The following is a 16,234-nucleotide window of genomic DNA, read 5'->3' on the forward strand; positions in this document are numbered from 1 at the left end:
GCGATCAGCCGATATGCGCCGCGAAAAATGCGACGGTTCTTTCGTCCGCAAGCTTGGCGCCGGCCTCGTCGCGGCGTGAGCCGATCTCGGCAGCGAAGCCGTGGTCGAGGCCTTCATAGTCATGGAGGGTGACCTTGGGGTGATCGTCGAGGGCTTCGTGGATGGTTTTTTGCGCTTCGGGCGGAACGAAGCCGTCGGCGGTCGGAATGTGCAGCATGAGGGGGCGGGCGATCGCGTGCTTCTCGTTGAGCATCTGGTCGATCATCACGCCGTAGTAACCGACCGAGGCATCGATGTCCGTGCGCGCGGCAGCCATATAGGCGATGCGGCCACCCATGCAGTAGCCTACCAGTCCGACCTTGGGCACGCCCGCTTCGCGGCGGATCCAGTGGATCACGGCCTCGATGTCGCGAATGCCGAGGTCGAAATCGTGGTTCGACATGTATTGGATGGCCTGCTGGAATTCTTCCGGTTTGTCGGCATCCAGCTCGACCCCCGGCTTCTGGCGCCAGAAGGTGTCGGGCGCGACAGCGAGATAGCCCTTGCTGGCCCAGCTGTCGGCCTTCTTGCGGATTCCGGCGTCGACGCCGAAGATCTCCTGCTGGACGATGATCGCGCCGCGGGGTGTGCCCTCGGGCTTGGCCACGTAGGCCGGAATCATGCCGTCGCCGTCGAGTGCGGGAATTTCGGTGTTGGTCGTTGTCATGGAGACTCTCCTCGTGGGCGGTTCTTTGGGAGGAGTTAGGCACGGGCAATGGACTTTGCCAAGCGTATGTGTCAGCTAGGGCAAGTAAAATTCAAGCGGGAGACGCGCATGAAGGTCAATGTCGAGGTGGAATGCTCCCCCGAAGAGGCGCGGCGTTTCCTGGGTCTTCCAGACGTTACGAAGGCCAACGAAGTCTATGTCGATGCCATCACCAATGCCATGCAGGGTGTCGGCAGTTTCGATCAGCTCAACGAGATGGCCAAGCAGATCGCTCCCATGGGTCAGTTCGGACTCAAGCTGTTCCAGCAGCTGCTTGAGAGTGGGGCGCAAATGGCGATGAGTGGATCTGGCCAGAACAAGCCGAAGAAGGACGGCTGATCTAGCCTCTTCCCTCGCTCCGCCTGACGGGGCATGGGCCTTTCATGACCGATACGATTTTTGCGCTTTCGAGTGGTTCGCCGCCGGCGGCCATTGGGGTCCTGCGTGTGAGTGGGCCACAAGCCGGTGAAGCCATTGCAGCGCTGGCCGGTTCCGTTCCGCCCGCGCGCCGCGCCAGCTATCGCAAGTTGCGCGATGGCGAGGGCGCCATTCTCGATCACGCGCTGGTGCTCTGGTTTCCCGGGCCGAATACGGCAACCGGCGAAGACCTTGCGGAATTTCATTTGCATGGGGGCAGGGCAGTCGTGACCGCGGTGGAATCCGCACTGTCCCAAATGGCAAAGTTGCGCCGCGCAACTCCGGGTGAATTTACCCGACGTGCCTTCGCCAATGGCCGAATCGATCTGGCGGAGGCGGAGGGCCTCGCCGACCTGCTTTCGGCCGAGACGGAGCTGCAGCGCCGGAGTGCGCTGGCCATGGCCGATGGGGCCTTCTCCCGCCAGGTCGAGACCTGGCGCGATCGTGTTCTGGCGGCTTCGGCTGCCGTCGAGGCGATCCTCGATTTCGGGGACGAAGACGATGTCGCGGACTTGCCCGAGGATTTCCTCGCTGGCCTTGACAGGTTCCACGTGGAACTCACCGAATGGCTCATGCGTCCCCGCGCCGAACGATTGAAGGATGGATTCCGCGTCGTGTTGGCCGGGCCGCCCAATGCCGGCAAGAGCACCTTGTTCAATGCGCTTGTCGAGGACGAGGCTGCGATCACGGCACCGCTTGCCGGAACGACCCGGGATGTCCTCACGCGTGCGGTCGCCATCGGCGGCGTACCCTTCGTCTTCGCGGACACTGCCGGACTGCGCGATCAAACCGGAGACGAGATCGAAGCGATCGGTATTGCCCGGGCGCGCGCGGCCCTTGACGGTGCGGATCTCGTTCTCTGGCTTGGGCCTGAAGGGGAGGGCCCTACCGGTGCGTGGGAGATTGCTGCGCAGTGTGACCGTTCGGATATCGCAGACAAGTACGCCCCGCGTCATCGGGTCTCTGCCGTAACAGGATCGGGACTGGATGAGATCCGGCGCGACCTGATCGAGACCGCGCGAAGGAGGATGCCTCGGCCCGGTGACGCGGCGCTCAATCGCCGACAGCATTTGCTCGTCAGCGAGGCGGCGTTGGCCATTGCCGCTGCAGGGCAAGAGAGCGATCCTCTGCTGGTAGCTGAGGCCTTGCGTCTTGCCCGCGTCGCTTTTGACGGATTGATCGGCCGCACTACGACCGAGGACATGCTCGATGCGCTGTTCGGACGTTTCTGCATTGGCAAATAGCCCATGTTTCACGTGAAACAGTGCAAGTCGCTTTGACGCGAATCCCGCATTCGAGTAAGCGCATCGCCATGCGTGCATTCGATGTGATTGTGATTGGCGGCGGCCATGCCGGCTGCGAGGCGGCTGCCGTTGCCGCGCGCATGGGCGCGCGCGTTGCGCTCGTCAGTTTCGATCTCGACGCTGTCGGTGCAATGAGCTGCAACCCGGCGATCGGTGGGTTGGGCAAGGGCCACCTCGTGCGCGAAGTCGATGCCTTCGATGGTCTGATTGCGCGCGCAGCCGATGCAGCAGCCATCCACTATCGTATGCTCAATCGATCAAAGGGCAGCGCGGTGCAAGGGCCGCGGATCCAGGCTGATCGTCGCCTTTTCAAAGCAGCGATTCATCGTCTGCTTGGAGAGCAGGGTGATCTGGCTCTGGTCGCCGGCGAAGCAGCGGCGCTGGTCTTCGATGGTGAGCGTGTGGTCGGCATCGAGCTTGCCGATGGTGAGCGACTGATGGCTCGCGCCGTCATTCTGTGCACTGGCACCTTTCTCGGCGGGACCTTGTTCCGCGGAGAGGAACGGATCGTCGGGGGGCGGATCGGAGAAGCATCGGCCCAGAAGCTGGCCGTGCAGATGCGCGAGGCTGACTTGCCGATGGCCCGGCTCAAGACCGGGACGCCGCCGCGGCTCGATGGCCGCACGATCGATTGGTCTCGTCTGGATGAACAGCCATCGGATGGCGAGTTCTGGACGATGTCGGCAATGGGGGATCGGCGTCTTAATCCTCAGGTGTTCTGCGCTATCACCCGGACCAATGCGCGCAGTCACGATGTCATTCGCGAAAATCTCCATCGCTCACCGTTGTTCTCGGGGGCGATCGGGGCCTTGGGTCCGCGCTACTGTCCGTCGATCGAGGACAAGATTCACCGCTTCGCAGATCGCGATGGTCATCAGATCTTCCTCGAACCGGAAGGGCTGGGGACTCACCTTGTCTATCCCAACGGGATCAGCACCTCGCTTCCGGCCGAAGTGCAGCTTGAGATGCTCCGCACGATGGAAGGTCTTGAGACGGTCGAGATGGTCGTGCCCGGCTATGCCGTCGAATACGATCACATCGATCCGCGTGCCTTGCGTTCAAGTCTGGAGCTGCGCGACATGCCCGGGCTCTACTGCGCAGGCCAGATCAATGGAACGACGGGTTATGAGGAAGCGGCCGCCCAGGGGCTCGTGGCAGGTATGCATGCCGCTGCCGTTGTCCTGGATCGGGAAGCGCCGGGGCTCGATCGTGCCAACAGCTACTTGGCGGTGATGATCGACGACCTGACCCTCCACGGGGTCAGCGAACCTTACCGGATGCTCACCGCGCGCGCGGAGTATCGCTTGCGCCTGCGGGCGAACAATGCCTCGACCCGCCTGACGCCGCTAGGTCTTGCCGTCGGTGCGATCGGTGAGTTGCGGCGCGACTGGTTCGCGCGGCGCGAGGAGGCGAGGGCGGCCCTCAACGACGCCATGGACCAGAAGCCCTCGGCTTCGGAACTCGTGGCTGCGGGCCTGCCGGTTCGCAGCGATGGCGGGCGCATGCCGATCCGGGAGTGGCTGCGCTTCGATGGCGTGGAGATAACCGGACTGTCCGACTGGGTCGATCCCGCGCTGCTGGACGACCTGTCGCTTCTTGAGGAAGTCACCGAGGATGCGGCCTATGCCCCGTATCTCGAACGGCAAGAGCGCGAACTGCGCGAGCTGCGGGCAAGCGATGCCCTGCCGCTGCCCGAAGATTTTCCTTATGCTGAAATTCCCGGGCTATCCCGCGAGATGGTCGAGCGCCTGACGCGTGCCCGTCCAGAGAGCTTGGCCGCGGCTGGACGCATACCTGGAATTACCCCTGCAGCACTGGCTGCTCTGCTTGTTCATGCCCGTCGGGAGGCTGCTTGATTACCACGGAAGACGAGGCGCGCGCGTGGTTGCGTGCGCTGCCCGAGTGCGACGAAGCGGCGATGGCCCGGCTCGAGAAGCTGGTCGAGATGCTCGCGGAGGAGAACCAGCGACAGAATCTCGTTTCGGCGGCCAGTCTCGATCATGTCTGGTTGCGGCATATTGTCGATAGCGCGCAGTTGCTGCCGCATGTTCCACGTGGAACATCGCTGCCATGGATGGACCTGGGAACAGGTGCGGGTTTCCCCGGTCTCGTCATCGCTGCCCTTCGACCTGAGCTTGAAGTGCTGATGGTCGAATCGCGGGCGCGCCGAATCGAGTGGCTCGATCGTGCGCGAATCGCGATGGGTCTGGAGCGCGCACGCATCGTCGGTCAGCGCCTCGAAATGGTCGAGACATGTGAGGTCGGTGTCATTTCCGCGCGTGCATTCGCACCTTTGGACCGACTTCTGACATTATCCGCGCGATTTTCCACAAGTGACACGATCTGGCTGTTGCCCAAAGGGCGGTCTGCACAGCAAGAATTGGATGACCTTCGCAAGTGGCGGCATGTGTTCCACGTGGAACAGTCTCTTACGGACCCGCAGGCGGGCATTATTGTCGGAAATTTGGCCGGCAGGAAGGGTAAGACCAAGTGATCCGTATCGCGATTGCCAACCAGAAGGGCGGCGTCGGCAAGACGACCACAGCGATCAATGTGTCGACTGCGCTGGCGGCCACGGGCTGGAAGACCCTGCTTATCGACCTCGATCCGCAGGGCAATGCATCGACTGGTGTCGGCATTTCAGCATCCGAGCGGGACGCATCGACTTATGATGTGCTGGTCGACAAGGCCCCGGTTGAAAATTGCGTCATTCCCACGCGTATTCCGGGCCTCGATCTCTTGCCCGCGACGGTCGATCTGTCGGGTGCCGAAGTCGAGTTGGTCGGCGCCGAGGATCGCGCTCACCGCCTCCAGCACGCGCTGCGCAAGGATATCGGCTACGACGTCTGCCTTATCGACTGCCCGCCCTCGCTGGGGCTGCTGACGCTCAATGCGTTGACGGCGGCCGATACCCTGCTGGTTCCCCTGCAGTGCGAATTCTTTGCGCTCGAAGGCTTGAGCCAGTTGCTCCAGACGGTTGAGCGGGTTCAGCAGCGTTTCAATCCCGATCTCGGGATCATCGGCATTGCCCTGACCATGTTCGACCGCCGCAATCGCCTGACCGAGCAGGTCTCCGACGACGTGCGTTCTTGCCTTGGTCAACTGGTGTTCGAGACGACGATCCCGCGGAATGTCCGTCTGTCTGAAGCGCCCAGCCATGGCGTTCCTGCCCTGATTTACGATCACGCCTGTGCCGGCAGTCGGGCCTACATGGCGCTGGCCCGGGAACTGATCACCCGACTGCCCGAGAAGAGGAAAGCGGCATGAGCGAAGAATCTGTTGTCCGTATGAGCGTTCCCCAGGGATTGAGCTCCGTCGGAGCCAAGCCGGTGAAGCAGAAGCCGAAGGGGCTTGGCCGCGGTCTGGGCGCCTTGCTGGGCGAGACGCGCCGCGAGGAACCGCTGGCGCATCCGGATGAAGCGGGCGGTTCTGCTGTGGACACGCCGCGCGTCGGGGGCCTCGCCACGCTCTCGATTTCCGATATCATTCCGCATCCGGATCAGCCGCGCCGCATCTTCGAGGAAGAAGCGCTGGAGGAACTGGCTGCGTCGATCGCCCAGCGCGGGGTGATCCAACCGATCATCGTGCGGCCGATGGACAACGGCCGTTACCAGCTCGTTGCCGGTGAACGTCGCTGGCGTGCGGCGCAGAAGGCGCAACTGCACGAAATCCCGGCGCTGATTCGCGATCTGACCGAGCGCGAAGTCATGGCCTTGGCCCTGATCGAAAACCTCCAGCGCGAGGATCTGAATCCGATCGAAGAGGCACGTGCCTACAATCGCCTGTCCGAGATGGAAGGCATGACGCAGGCCGAGATCGCCCGCATGGTCGACAAGAGCCGCAGCCATGTCGCCAACTTCCAGCGTTTGCTCGCACTGCCGGACGATGTGATCGTCATGGTCGAGAAGGGTGATCTGTCGATGGGTCACGCGCGTGCCCTGATCGGATGCGAAGGTGCTGCCGAGATTGCAGAGGCAGCGATTGCCAAGCAGATGTCGGTGCGCGAAGTCGAAAAGCTGGTGCGCAAGAAGGCTCGCGGCGATGCCGCACCGCGCCGGGTCCGCACTGCCCGCAGCGCTTCGGAAGATGCCGACATTGCTGCCGTGCAGAATCATCTCGAGGAATTCCTCGGTCTGCCGGTGAAAATCAACGCCGATGCCGATCCCAAGTCGGGCACGGTGACGATCAAGTATGCAACGCTCGATCAGCTCGATCTGATTTGCCAGCGTTTGACCGGCGGTTCGATCTGACGGTCTTGCTGCCGGCCGTGGCAGGCCGTGATTTGTTGTAATTAAGTTCCTGAATTTATTAAGAACCATGCGGGATCGGATTGTGTATCCGGTCCCGCCTTTTTCTCGTGCCTTCAGTTACTTGATCGGAACGCGCTTGTCGGGAACGATCTTGATGCGCTTATCCGGGGCATGACGCGGGATATACCGCTTCCGGGGCGCGGGGCGCTCCGGCACGTCTTCATAGACATATTCGATCGTCTCGGTGCATTCCGGTTCCGGCCGGGACATCGGTGCGACATAAGTTGCCGGCCCATAGCCGTAGCCGGGTGAATAGTTAGCGCTCCGGGTATACCAGGCGTAGTAGTCGTCGAGGTAGGCTTCGCATTCGTCCCGGTAGCGGCCTGCATCTTCCGCCTTGTCGATTGCGGCTCCGACAGCGGCGCCAACCACTGCACCGGCGATTGTCCCGACGGTCCGGTTGCCGCTCCCCGCAATGCGATTGCCGGCCAGACCGCCGACCGCACCGCCGATCAGCGCGCCGCCCACGCCGGAATCCCGGCGCGATACCCGGCTGCGGCAATCGGCTAGCCAGGCATCGCGTGCGGCTGGATCGAATGCGTATCGCGGCCCGTCCGGACGGGCATGATGCATCGGAGCTGCCTCGGGCATGCCGTGGTCGTACACATCGTCAGGCTGGGCGAGGGCAGGTTGAACGGAAAGTATCAGTGCCGTGCCAACGGCAGCAAGGAAATGCAGACGCATCGGGATTGCCCTTTCGCGAGGACCGGAGTGCTGGCCCGGTAAGTTAACGCGAAATTTAGCATCGTATTGCGCGCAAAACCAAGCGCTTGCTCATACCTCCTTCGATGCTGTCCCGTTTCGACGCATCAGGGCGTGGCACAGATCGCCTTCGCGGCGATCAGGGCAAGCTTCTCCAGTCCCGCAGCATCGGCTTCGTCGAAGCGGCTCGGCGTCGGACTGTCGAGATCGATCACGGCTATGACCTTGCCGTCGACGACCACAGGTACGACGACTTCTGATCGCGTTTCGGCGTCGCAGGCGATATGTCCGGGAAAGGCGTGGACGTCGGGGACGACTTGCGTGCGTGCGCTCGCAGCAGCAGTGCCGCAGACGCCCTGCCCGAAGGGAATGCGGATGCAGGCGGGCTTGCCCATGAAGGGGCCGAGGACGAGTTCGTCGCCGATCGTGCGGTAGAAGCCTGCCCAGTTGAGGTCCGGCAGGAACTGCCAGATCACGGCGGACAGGTTGGCCATGTTGGCAACGGGATCGCTCTCGCCGTAGACGAGTGCCTGTGCCGCTTGCGTAAGGGCTTCGTAAAGCTCGGGCTTGTTGAGCCCGGCATCAGTCTGGAAATCGAACATGGCGCTTCAGTTAACTCAAGACGAGGTTGCCGCATAGCTGGCAGAAGCCTATCTCGCAGCACATGCGCTCCATCCTCATCAAGGCCCTCGTGGTCCTCGCCGTGCTCCTTGTCGTCCTTGTCGGGGCGATAGCCTGGGCGCAGTTCTCGAACAGCTCGGACCTGCCAAGCGATGCGACGGCGGGCAAGGACCCCACGCTGGTCGATCCCGATCCGCAATGGATCCCCAGCGTCAGCCTGCCCAAGACGATTGGCTGGGCCGAGGGTGAGAAGCCGGTCGCGGCCAAGGGGCTGTCCGTCAGCCGATTTGCCGACAAGCTGGACCATCCGCGCACGATGATCACGCTGCCCAATGGCGATGTCCTGGTCGCTGAGACCAATGCCCCCGCCGGGAGCAAGCCGGGCGGCATAACCGGAGCCGTAATGACCTGGATGATGGATCGCGTCGGTGCGGGGGCGCCTTCGCCGGACAAGATCGTCCTGCTGCGCGACGAAGACGGCGACGGGAAGGCGGAGCAGCGTTTCGACTTCCGGACCGCCGACATGCATTCCCCGTCCGGCATGGCTTACGGCAACGGCAAACTCTACATCGCCAATCACGAAGCGGTGCTAGAATTTTCCTTCGAAGCGGGAACCACCAAGCTGGAAGGCGCGCCGAAGAAGCTGATGGACCTGCCGCCGGCAGGCAATCACTGGATGCGCAACCTGCTGCTGAGCGAGGACGGGCTGCATCTCTATGTCGCGGTCGGTTCGGCCACCAACATCGCCGATAACGGCATGGAGGAAGAGGCCGGACGCGCCGCGATCTGGGAAATCGACACCGATACCGGGCATCGTCGCCAATTCGCCGCCGGCATGCGCAATCCCAACGGCATGGCCTGGAACCCCTCGACCGAGGAAATGTGGGCCACGGTTCAGGAGCGCGACATGCTCGGGCCGGATCTCGTGCCCGACTACTTCACGAACGTCCCCGTTGGCGTGCAGTACGGCTGGCCATGGATCTACTGGAAGAATGTCTACGACGATCGCGTGAGCTGGCCGATGCAGTACGGCATGGGCGATTATACCCGTAAGCCCGAATACGCGATGGGCGCGCATACGGCCGTACTGGGCATGGTCTTTTCCAATGGCGGCAACATCATGGGTTCGCAGTTTGCGAACGGTGCGTTCATTGCCCGTCACGGTTCGTGGAACCGCCGTCCGGCTGTGGGCTACGACGTCGTCTTCATTCCTTTCGATGCCAACGGCAATCCCAAGGACGCGAAGCCGGTGCGCGTCCTGACTGGCTTCCTCGACAAGGAAGGGTCAACCCATGGCCGCCCGACATGGGTGTCCTGGGACAAGACCGGGGCGCTGCTGGTGAGTGACGATACCGCGGGTGTGATCTGGCGGGTCATGGCGCCCGGCGCCAAGCCTTCCAAAGCGATCAAGCGGGTCGAGACCGATCACCTCGAGCCCCAGACCGACCTCAAGGACCCGACCCAGCTCACCCCCGAGGCGCTGCTCGGGGGGATGATGGACAACTGATCGCGAAAGGTCAGAGAGCCTTGCCGGCGCGTCCGGCAAGCTCATTGACATATTGCCAGGCGACGCGGCCTGACCGGGCTCCGCGGCGTCGTGACCATTCGAGCGCATCGCCTGAGTCCCACTGCAGTCCGAATTCATCGGCATAGCCGCCGATGATCGCCAGGTAGGCGTCCTGATCGCAGTTGTGGAACCCGATCGACAGGCCGAAGCGGTCGGCCAGCGCGAGGCGATCGTCCACGGCGTCGCGCGGATTGATCGGGTCGTCCTGCTCGGACATCGTGCGCGCGACGATCGCGCGGCGATTGGAGGTCACGGCGAGGCGGACATTGGCCGGGCGTGCCTCGACCCCGCCTTCCAGCCAGGAACGCAGCAGGCGAGGGCCGCTGGTTTCACTCTCCTCAAAGCCGAGATCGTCGACGAAGACGAGGAACTGGCGGTCCACCTTGCCCAATGTCGCGAACAGGCCCGTTACGCCGGAGAGCGCTTCCTGCGCGACCTGGACGAGGGCAATGCGGCCCGGATGTTCCTGCTGCGCGGCCCGGATCGCGGCGCGCAGTACGGCAGACTTGCCCATGCCGCGTGAGCCCCAGAGCAGCATGTCGTGCGAGGCGAAGCCGGCGGCAAGGCGCGCGACATTGGTGACGACGCGCTGCTTCTGGTCGTCGATCCCGCGCAGGAGATCGAGGGCAGGGGCCTCCAGCGTGTTGACGGGGCGTGCCGCTTGCCCGGTCCAGACATAGGCGGGATGGGCCAGCCAGTCGGTCTCGGCGACGGGGGAAGGGGCGATGCGCTCCAGCGCGTCGGCAATGCGGGAAAGCAGGTCGGTTTGCGTCATGACGTCATTTCTTTGCTTCGTTTTGCGATGGAAAGGCCCGGTATCGAGCGCTTTTCCTTGGCATTTTGCGCATCCGCCTATAGCGGCGGTCCATGGCCCAATCCAGCGAGCATAGTCCGGCAGGTCGGCCTGCCCTGCTGCCGTCCGATCCGCAAGGTATCGCCGAGGCGGTGCGCGTGCTGCGCGAGGGGGGCCTTGTCGCCGTGCCGACCGAGACGGTCTATGGACTCGCCGCCCGCGCCGATCGCGATGAAGCGGTGGCTGCGATCTATCGCGCGAAGGGTCGGCCCAGTTTCAATCCGCTGATCGTGCACGTCGCGGACCTGGCCTCGGCCCGGCGACTGGCCGTTTTCGACGAGCGCGCCGTGTTGCTTGCCAGGCGATTCTGGCCGGGCGCCCTGACCATGGTCCTGCCGGTGCAGGAAGGCGCGCCAATTGCCGCTGCCGTGACTGCCGGTCTGCCGACCGTTGCATTGCGCTGTCCGGCGCATCCGGTCATGCGCTCGGTCATTGCCGAGGCTCGCCTCCCGCTCGCCGCGCCTTCCGCGAATCGCAGCGGCGGGGTCAGTCCCACGACACCGGCCCATGTGGTGGAATCGCTGGGGGACAGGATCGACGCCGTTCTCGATGGCGGTGCCTGCGAAGCGGGGCTCGAATCGACGATCATCGCCCTGCGTGAGGGCGGGCGCTGGCAGGTCCTGCGTCCCGGTCCAATTCCGGAGTCAGCGATTTCCGCCGTTCTCGGTTCGAGAAGCGACGCCGTGACGTCACATGCGATCGAGGCGCCCGGCCAGCTTGCCAGCCACTATGCGCCGGGCAAGCCAGTACGGCTCGACGCACGAATCGCTGAAGCGGACGAGTTTCATATCGGTTTCGCGGATGTCGCGGGCCACGTCACACTGTCGGCTTCGGGCGATCTCTCCGAAGCTGCATCGCGGCTTTATGCGTTGCTGCACGAAGGGGCGGCATCGCCACAGCCGAGAATTGCCGTGGCACCTGTACCCGAGGATGGCATCGGCAAGGCGATCAACGATCGCCTGCGCCGGGCTGCTGCCTGACTATTGCCGCGAAGGAATCAGCGGCGTTCGACCGGAACTGTCGGCAGGACCTGCTGGATCTCGGCGTAGTCGTCACGCGCCTTGAGGCACGAGCGGCTGTCGCCTTCGTTGCATTCGCGCAAGTGGCGATCGTAGTCCCGTTGCAGGCTGCCGAGACGTTCCTCGCGCTTGCGCAGTTCCCGGCCGCGCTTCTCGTCGGCTTCAGACTGGCTGGTCGTCATCATGTCCACGCCCTTGCCGGCAACGCGCACGGGGGCGGTCGCTACCTTGGCGACGGTGGACATACAGCCGCCCAGCAACGGGGCCGCGACAAGGGCGAACGGGGCGAATAGCCTGAGGCGTGAAGTCATCGGGGCGGAACCTGTCATGTTCCGTCTGTCATCGCAATGAACGCTGCGCGGCAGGCAACAGAAATTGCGCCGCGCAACTTTGACGCAGCGGATGGCGGTCTGCGGCACCCCGACATGCGAAAAGGGCCGCCTCCTTGCGGAAGCGGCCCTTTCGTCGGCATCGAAACGCCCGATCAGGCGGTTTCGGCGCTCTCGTAGTACTTCGGAGCATACTCGTTGAGGATCGCGAGGATCTTCTGCAGAGCGGCCGGCTCGTCGGTCTTTTCCATGGCCGCGAGTTCGCGCGCCAGTCGCGAGGACGCAGCCTCGAAGATCTGACGTTCGGAGTAGCTCTGCTCCGGCTGGTCGTCGGCGCGGAACAGGTCGCGCGTGACTTCCGCGATCGAGACGAGATCGCCCGAGTTGATCTTGGCTTCGTATTCCTGGGCACGGCGCGACCACATGGTGCGCTTCACCTTGGGCTTGCCCTTGAGGGTATCGAGAGCTTCGCGCAGGGTCTTGTCCGAGGACAGCTTGCGCATGCCGATCGATTCAACCTTGTTCACGGGAACGCGCAGGGTCATGCGCTCCTTTTCGAAACGCAGCACATAAAGTTCGAGCTGCATTCCGGCAATTTCCTGCTTTTGCAACTCGATCACACGGCCTACGCCGTGCTTGGGATAAACGACGTAATCTCCAACATCGAAGGCATCGGCCTTGGTTGCCATGTATCGTCCTTTCACCTGCAGGTCCGAGAGCCATACTTTTGTCGGGAGATAACCGGGGGTGCGACTTGGAAGCGTGTCAGCCGCCTCCGCCGCCCGGTCAGATTACTCCCCCAACCGCTTGCTCTCGAATCCCTGCCTCGCACTGAAACGCCTGCCAAACGGGCAGACGGCCCGGGCAGTTGGACTATTATATAGCATACATGTGACAAAATTGCCAGAGGGGCGCGAACCATTAGGTTCAGCGAGCCCCCGGCATGCCGATTGCGACGTATCCTCAGGCGGATACGTCTGTTTCCGGGGGCGAACCCCCGGAAAGATCAGGCCTCAGTCGCCCTCGCCGGGCTCGGGCGAGAAGAACTTCTCGAACTTGCCTTCCACGCCCTTGTACTCGTCGGCATCTTCCGGCGAATCTTTCTTGGACGTGAGATTCGGCCACTCGGCCGAGTACTTCGTGTTCAGTTCCATCCACTGCTCGAGACCGCTTTCGGTGTCGGGAAGGATGGCTTCGGCTGGGCATTCCGGTTCGCAGACGCCGCAGTCGATGCATTCACTGGGATTGATGACGAGCATGTTCTCGCCTTCGTAGAAGCAGTCCACAGGGCAGACTTCCACGCAGTCCATGTACTTGCACTTGATGCAGGCGTCGGTGACGACATAGGTCATGGAGGCGGTATCCTCTTCATCAGGCCTCGTTACGGAAGGCCGCTGCTATGGGATTATCTGCCCCGCCGTCAAGCACTCTGTAACAGGCTTGCGCTTCCGGGGCGGGGCCGCGGCGGATCGGCAGGGTCACGATCTCGATCACCCGCACCCCGGAAGGGGTCGCAAGGGTGAGCACATCGCCCGTCGAAACCTTCTGGTGCGCGCGCTCCACGCGCCTGCCGTTAAGGCGCATGTGGCCCTCTTCCGCCATGGCCTGGGCGATGGTGCGGGTCTTGGCGAGACGCAGGAACCAGATCAGCTTGTCGATCCTCATGCGGTAGCCTCCATCTCCCCGAATCCCCTCTAGTTGCGCACCATATCCGCAAGAATGGAAAAGGCATTGTCCTTGCGCACCGGCTGAGGTCTTGTTTCTTCGACGTGACGGCGCGGCGGACGCCAGCGCCAGCGCACCGGTGCCGGCGGGCCATGGGCGCCTTCGGCCAGCTGGCGCGGCAAGATCGGCTGGAAGCCTGCAAGCCGAAGCAGCCGGGCATAACTTTCGGTGGTCAGTCCCATCGACACCGCCTTGGCCGGGTCGAGCGCGAAGCTGCGTCCGCTTCCCGCGGGCTTGCCGCCGCCGCGCGCCTCGTGGGCTTCGCGCAGGAGCTTTTCGGCCATGTCGAGACGCACAAGTTGCTTGCCCAGGCTTCGATAGCCCGGCGTGCGCTGGCGGCGCTTGGCGGGCAGGGCGGGTGGCATCGCGTCTTCGGGAGCCCCATCGCGCGGGGACTTGCCGAACACCTGCGCGAGTTCGCGCCACAGCACGATCGGGCCCGGGCGGAGCATCGCAGGTAAGAAAACATCGAGCGCGCCAACGCGCACGCCGAGCCGCGAGAGCATCGTGCGGCGCTGCTTGTCCAGCTTGTCGACTCCCGAATCCTCGCGTGACGTCATGCCGCCAGCTTCGACGAGAGTGATGAGCAGGGCCCTGAGATCGGGGCCAGCTTCCTCGGAACGGCTGGCTTCATCGAGTTTGAGCAGTGGGGCCAGCGGTTGCAGCGCAGCATCGAGCCAGGCTTCGAGCGCGGCGACCAACGCCTTGCGCGAGGGGCCCGGCACGGAATCGAGCGTGCGGTCGGGGACCAGAACCGGCGACAGGAGCGAGCGTCCCGGCGCGAGAGTGCCAAGCGATTCGCCATCCCACATGAGCTTGCCACGATCGAGCGTGATCCCGGCGCTCCCGGCGTGAATCGCTTCGGTCAGTTCGTCGGCACGCTTCTGCAGCAACGAGGTCAGGTGCCTTTCCGCGGCAGCCAGCAGCAGCTTGCGGTCCGACAGGCGGGCGCCGGGATCGACATGGAAGGCAAAGCCGCGCAGCGAGCCGATGTGCTCGCCTTCGACCAGCACTTCCTCGTCTTCCATGCGCACGGAGAGCAGCCCGGTATCGGGCCCCAGTTTCTTCATGAGTACGGCAGTCCGTCGGTTGATGAATCGTTCGGTGAGCTTTCCGTGGAGGGCATCGGAAAGCCGTGCCTCCACGGCCCGGGCGCGGGCGGCCATCTCGTCGCGCGCCAGGACCCAGTCGGGTCGCTGGGCGATATAGGCCCATGACCGGATCGCGGCGATCCGTCCCTGGAGGGTATCGATATCGCCGCCGGTGCGGTCGAGCTGGGCAATGGCATTGGCAACGTAGTCGGCGCCCAGTTCGCCGCGGCGCAGGTCCTGCCACAGGCGGGCAACGAAGCGCGAATGGGTCTCGGCCCCCTGCTGGCGGAAATCGGGCAGGCGGCAGACTTCCCAGAATCTTTCCACCATCGCCGACCCATGCACCGAATCCGCGACTTGCGGATCGTCCGACAGGCGCTTGAGTACGGCAAGGTCGATGGCTTCGGGGGCCGGAACCAGTTCGGGCAGATCCGGCGGGCTCTCAAGGTCGCCGATCAGAGTGGCGATACTGTCGAATCGGGGCTCCGCCTCGCGCCAGAACAGTTTCGTCAGCGGCGGGAAGCGGTGCTCCTCGATGGCGAAGATCTCTTCGGGGTCGAATTCCGAATCGTGCGTGCCAGATCCGGTGAGGGTGCCGAAAGTGCCGTCCTTCTGGTGACGTCCGGCGCGTCCGGCGATCTGCGCCATTTCCGAGGTGGTGAGGCGGCGATGGCGCACGCCATCGAACTTGGACAGGCCGGCGAAGGCGACGTGTTCGACATCGAGGTTGAGTCCCATGCCGATGGCGTCTGTGGCGACCAGATAATCGACTTCACCGGACTGGTAGAGCGCGACCTGGGCATTGCGTGTCTGTGGGCTGAGCGCCCCCATGACGACGGCCGCGCCGCCGCGGAAGCGCCGCAGCATTTCGGCGATGGCGTAAACCTGCTCGGTCGAGAAGGCGACGATGGCGCTGCGCGGCGGGATGCGGCTGAGCTTCTTCGCCCCGGCATGACTGAGAGTCGAGAAGCGCGGGCGAGTGACGATCTCGGCGTGGGGCACGAGCGCCCTGACCATCGGTTCGAGCGTCGAGGAACCGAGGATCATCGTCTCCTCGCGGCCCCGGGCGTAGAGCAGGCGATCGGTGAAGACATGGCCGCGTTCGCGGTCGGCGCCCAGCTGGGCTTCGTCGATGGCCACGAAAGCGAGGCTGCGATCGAGCACCGGCATCGCCTCGGCCGTGCACAGCAGGTAGCGCGCGTTCCGGGGCTCGATCCGTTCCTCGCCGGTGATCAGGGCGACGTTCTGTTCACCCTTGATGGCGCAGACCCGGTCATAGACCTCGCGCGCCAGCAAACGCAGCGGAAAGCCGATCGCTCCGCTGGAATGGGCGCACATCCGCTCGATGGCGAGGTGAGTCTTGCCGGTGTTGGTCGGCCCGAGCACGGCCTTCACCCCTGTTGGAGCGTCACCGCGCGCCGTTACATTCCGGTCCTGAACCATTTCACCACCGAATGTGGCATCGCCGCTGGCCGCGTACAAGGGTCGACTCGTCCTGTATGGGGGCGGAAATCCACAGAGTTAGGGGGGTCTTAACCTTGAGTGGGCATG

17 protein-coding genes are annotated in these 16,234 nt (G+C 63.8%); 8 read left to right on the forward strand and 9 right to left on the reverse strand.

The window, feature by feature from the left end; all coding sequences use genetic code 11:
* Positions 1-4: 4 nt before the first annotated feature.
* The gene (locus SPHV1_RS03175; protein WP_054944638.1) at positions 5-706 is read right to left on the reverse strand and encodes a dienelactone hydrolase family protein; all 702 of its coding nucleotides are present in this window, start codon (positions 704-706) and stop codon (positions 5-7) included.
* A 108-nt stretch (positions 707-814) separates the two neighbouring features.
* On the opposite strand from SPHV1_RS03175, the gene SPHV1_RS03180 reads away from it, so the two are divergent.
* The 6 genes from SPHV1_RS03180 to SPHV1_RS03205 all read left to right on the forward strand — a co-directional run bounded on the left by SPHV1_RS03180 (position 815) and on the right by SPHV1_RS03205 (position 6,716).
* Positions 815-1,084: a DUF6489 family protein gene (locus tag SPHV1_RS03180; protein ID WP_054944639.1), complete on the forward strand. Its 270-nt coding sequence runs from the start codon at positions 815-817 to the stop codon at positions 1,082-1,084.
* Between the two features lie 44 nt (positions 1,085-1,128).
* The gene (mnmE, locus tag SPHV1_RS03185; protein WP_054944640.1) at positions 1,129-2,406 is read left to right on the forward strand and encodes a tRNA uridine-5-carboxymethylaminomethyl(34) synthesis GTPase MnmE; all 1,278 of its coding nucleotides are present in this window, start codon (positions 1,129-1,131) and stop codon (positions 2,404-2,406) included.
* 68 nt (positions 2,407-2,474) lie between these two features.
* The gene (mnmG, locus tag SPHV1_RS03190; protein ID WP_054944641.1) at positions 2,475-4,322 is read left to right on the forward strand and encodes a tRNA uridine-5-carboxymethylaminomethyl(34) synthesis enzyme MnmG; all 1,848 of its coding nucleotides are present in this window, start codon (positions 2,475-2,477) and stop codon (positions 4,320-4,322) included.
* Entirely contained in the window at positions 4,319-4,960 is a 642-nt protein-coding gene (gene rsmG / locus SPHV1_RS03195; RefSeq protein WP_054944642.1) for a 16S rRNA (guanine(527)-N(7))-methyltransferase RsmG, read from the forward strand. Before mnmG ends, rsmG begins: the two co-directional genes overlap by 4 nt.
* On the forward strand, positions 4,957-5,733 hold the full coding sequence (locus SPHV1_RS03200) for a ParA family protein (protein ID WP_054944643.1): 777 nt from the start codon (positions 4,957-4,959) through the stop codon (positions 5,731-5,733). Before rsmG ends, SPHV1_RS03200 begins: the two co-directional genes overlap by 4 nt.
* Positions 5,730-6,716 (forward strand): ParB/RepB/Spo0J family partition protein, encoded by a 987-nt coding sequence (locus SPHV1_RS03205; RefSeq protein WP_176167974.1) that lies wholly within the window; start codon positions 5,730-5,732, stop codon positions 6,714-6,716. Before SPHV1_RS03200 ends, SPHV1_RS03205 begins: the two co-directional genes overlap by 4 nt.
* Before the next feature lie 117 nt (positions 6,717-6,833).
* Here SPHV1_RS03205 and SPHV1_RS03210 read toward each other — a convergent pair whose 3' ends face one another.
* Positions 6,834-7,460 (reverse strand): glycine zipper 2TM domain-containing protein, encoded by a 627-nt coding sequence (locus SPHV1_RS03210; RefSeq protein ID WP_054944645.1) that lies wholly within the window; start codon positions 7,458-7,460, stop codon positions 6,834-6,836.
* Between the two features lie 125 nt (positions 7,461-7,585).
* Entirely contained in the window at positions 7,586-8,080 is a 495-nt protein-coding gene (locus tag SPHV1_RS03215) for a GAF domain-containing protein (RefSeq protein WP_054944646.1), read from the reverse strand.
* Positions 8,081-8,142: 62 nt separating this feature from the next.
* Between SPHV1_RS03215 and SPHV1_RS03220 the strand changes: the two genes are divergently transcribed.
* On the forward strand, positions 8,143-9,606 hold the full coding sequence (locus SPHV1_RS03220; RefSeq protein ID WP_054944647.1) for a sorbosone dehydrogenase family protein: 1,464 nt from the start codon (positions 8,143-8,145) through the stop codon (positions 9,604-9,606).
* Between the two features lie 10 nt (positions 9,607-9,616).
* Here the strand turns inward: SPHV1_RS03220 and SPHV1_RS03225 are convergent, their stop codons facing one another.
* Positions 9,617-10,441 (reverse strand): DUF815 domain-containing protein, encoded by an 825-nt coding sequence (locus SPHV1_RS03225; RefSeq protein ID WP_054944648.1) that lies wholly within the window; start codon positions 10,439-10,441, stop codon positions 9,617-9,619.
* 92 nt (positions 10,442-10,533) lie between these two features.
* Between SPHV1_RS03225 and SPHV1_RS03230 the strand changes: the two genes are divergently transcribed.
* Positions 10,534-11,499 carry an L-threonylcarbamoyladenylate synthase gene (locus SPHV1_RS03230; protein WP_054944649.1) on the forward strand — a complete coding sequence of 322 codons (966 nt, stop codon included), beginning with the start codon at positions 10,534-10,536 and terminating at the stop codon, positions 11,497-11,499.
* 17 nt (positions 11,500-11,516) lie between these two features.
* Here SPHV1_RS03230 and SPHV1_RS03235 read toward each other — a convergent pair whose 3' ends face one another.
* The 5 genes from SPHV1_RS03235 to SPHV1_RS03255 all read right to left on the reverse strand — a co-directional run bounded on the left by SPHV1_RS03235 (position 11,517) and on the right by SPHV1_RS03255 (position 16,126).
* Entirely contained in the window at positions 11,517-11,867 is a 351-nt protein-coding gene (locus SPHV1_RS03235; protein WP_369817859.1) for a hypothetical protein, read from the reverse strand.
* A 155-nt stretch (positions 11,868-12,022) separates the two neighbouring features.
* Positions 12,023-12,556, reverse strand: coding sequence for a CarD family transcriptional regulator (locus tag SPHV1_RS03240; RefSeq protein WP_013831484.1), 534 nt, complete (start codon positions 12,554-12,556; stop codon positions 12,023-12,025).
* Positions 12,557-12,880: 324 nt separating this feature from the next.
* Positions 12,881-13,219 (reverse strand): ferredoxin FdxA, encoded by a 339-nt coding sequence (gene fdxA / locus SPHV1_RS03245; RefSeq protein ID WP_007012628.1) that lies wholly within the window; start codon positions 13,217-13,219, stop codon positions 12,881-12,883.
* A gap of 19 nt (positions 13,220-13,238) precedes the next feature.
* Entirely contained in the window at positions 13,239-13,532 is a 294-nt protein-coding gene (locus tag SPHV1_RS03250; protein WP_054944651.1) for an RNA-binding S4 domain-containing protein, read from the reverse strand.
* Positions 13,533-13,561: 29 nt separating this feature from the next.
* Positions 13,562-16,126, reverse strand: a complete 2,565-nt coding sequence (locus tag SPHV1_RS03255; protein WP_054944670.1) for a helicase-related protein — start codon at positions 16,124-16,126, stop codon at positions 13,562-13,564.
* Positions 16,127-16,234 lie beyond the last annotated feature (108 nt).

The organism is Novosphingobium sp. KN65.2 (assembly GCF_001368935.1).
In the GTDB taxonomy this organism is placed as follows: domain Bacteria; phylum Pseudomonadota; class Alphaproteobacteria; order Sphingomonadales; family Sphingomonadaceae; genus Novosphingobium; species Novosphingobium mathurense.

Excerpts from the sequence above, each read along its gene's own strand:
- SPHV1_RS03175 (WP_054944638.1), bottom strand. The coding sequence starts at position 706 with ATGACAACGACCAACACCGAAATTCCCGCACTCGACGGCGACGGCATG.
- SPHV1_RS03180 (WP_054944639.1), top strand. The coding sequence starts at position 815 with ATGAAGGTCAATGTCGAGGTGGAATGCTCCCCCGAAGAGGCGCGGCGT.
- mnmE (WP_054944640.1), top strand. The coding sequence starts at position 1,129 with ATGACCGATACGATTTTTGCGCTTTCGAGTGGTTCGCCGCCGGCGGCC.
- mnmG (WP_054944641.1), top strand. The coding sequence starts at position 2,475 with ATGCGTGCATTCGATGTGATTGTGATTGGCGGCGGCCATGCCGGCTGC.
- SPHV1_RS03205 (WP_176167974.1), top strand. The coding sequence starts at position 5,730 with ATGAGCGAAGAATCTGTTGTCCGTATGAGCGTTCCCCAGGGATTGAGC.
- SPHV1_RS03210 (WP_054944645.1), bottom strand. The coding sequence starts at position 7,460 with ATGCGTCTGCATTTCCTTGCTGCCGTTGGCACGGCACTGATACTTTCC.
- SPHV1_RS03215 (WP_054944646.1), bottom strand. The coding sequence starts at position 8,080 with ATGTTCGATTTCCAGACTGATGCCGGGCTCAACAAGCCCGAGCTTTAC.
- SPHV1_RS03220 (WP_054944647.1), top strand. The coding sequence starts at position 8,143 with ATGCGCTCCATCCTCATCAAGGCCCTCGTGGTCCTCGCCGTGCTCCTT.
- SPHV1_RS03225 (WP_054944648.1), bottom strand. The coding sequence starts at position 10,441 with ATGACGCAAACCGACCTGCTTTCCCGCATTGCCGACGCGCTGGAGCGC.
- SPHV1_RS03230 (WP_054944649.1), top strand. The coding sequence starts at position 10,534 with ATGGCCCAATCCAGCGAGCATAGTCCGGCAGGTCGGCCTGCCCTGCTG.
- SPHV1_RS03235 (WP_369817859.1), bottom strand. The coding sequence starts at position 11,867 with ATGACAGGTTCCGCCCCGATGACTTCACGCCTCAGGCTATTCGCCCCG.
- SPHV1_RS03240 (WP_013831484.1), bottom strand. The coding sequence starts at position 12,556 with ATGGCAACCAAGGCCGATGCCTTCGATGTTGGAGATTACGTCGTTTAT.
- fdxA (WP_007012628.1), bottom strand. The coding sequence starts at position 13,219 with ATGACCTATGTCGTCACCGACGCCTGCATCAAGTGCAAGTACATGGAC.
- SPHV1_RS03250 (WP_054944651.1), bottom strand. The coding sequence starts at position 13,532 with ATGAGGATCGACAAGCTGATCTGGTTCCTGCGTCTCGCCAAGACCCGC.
- SPHV1_RS03255 (WP_054944670.1), bottom strand. The coding sequence starts at position 16,126 with ATGGTTCAGGACCGGAATGTAACGGCGCGCGGTGACGCTCCAACAGGG.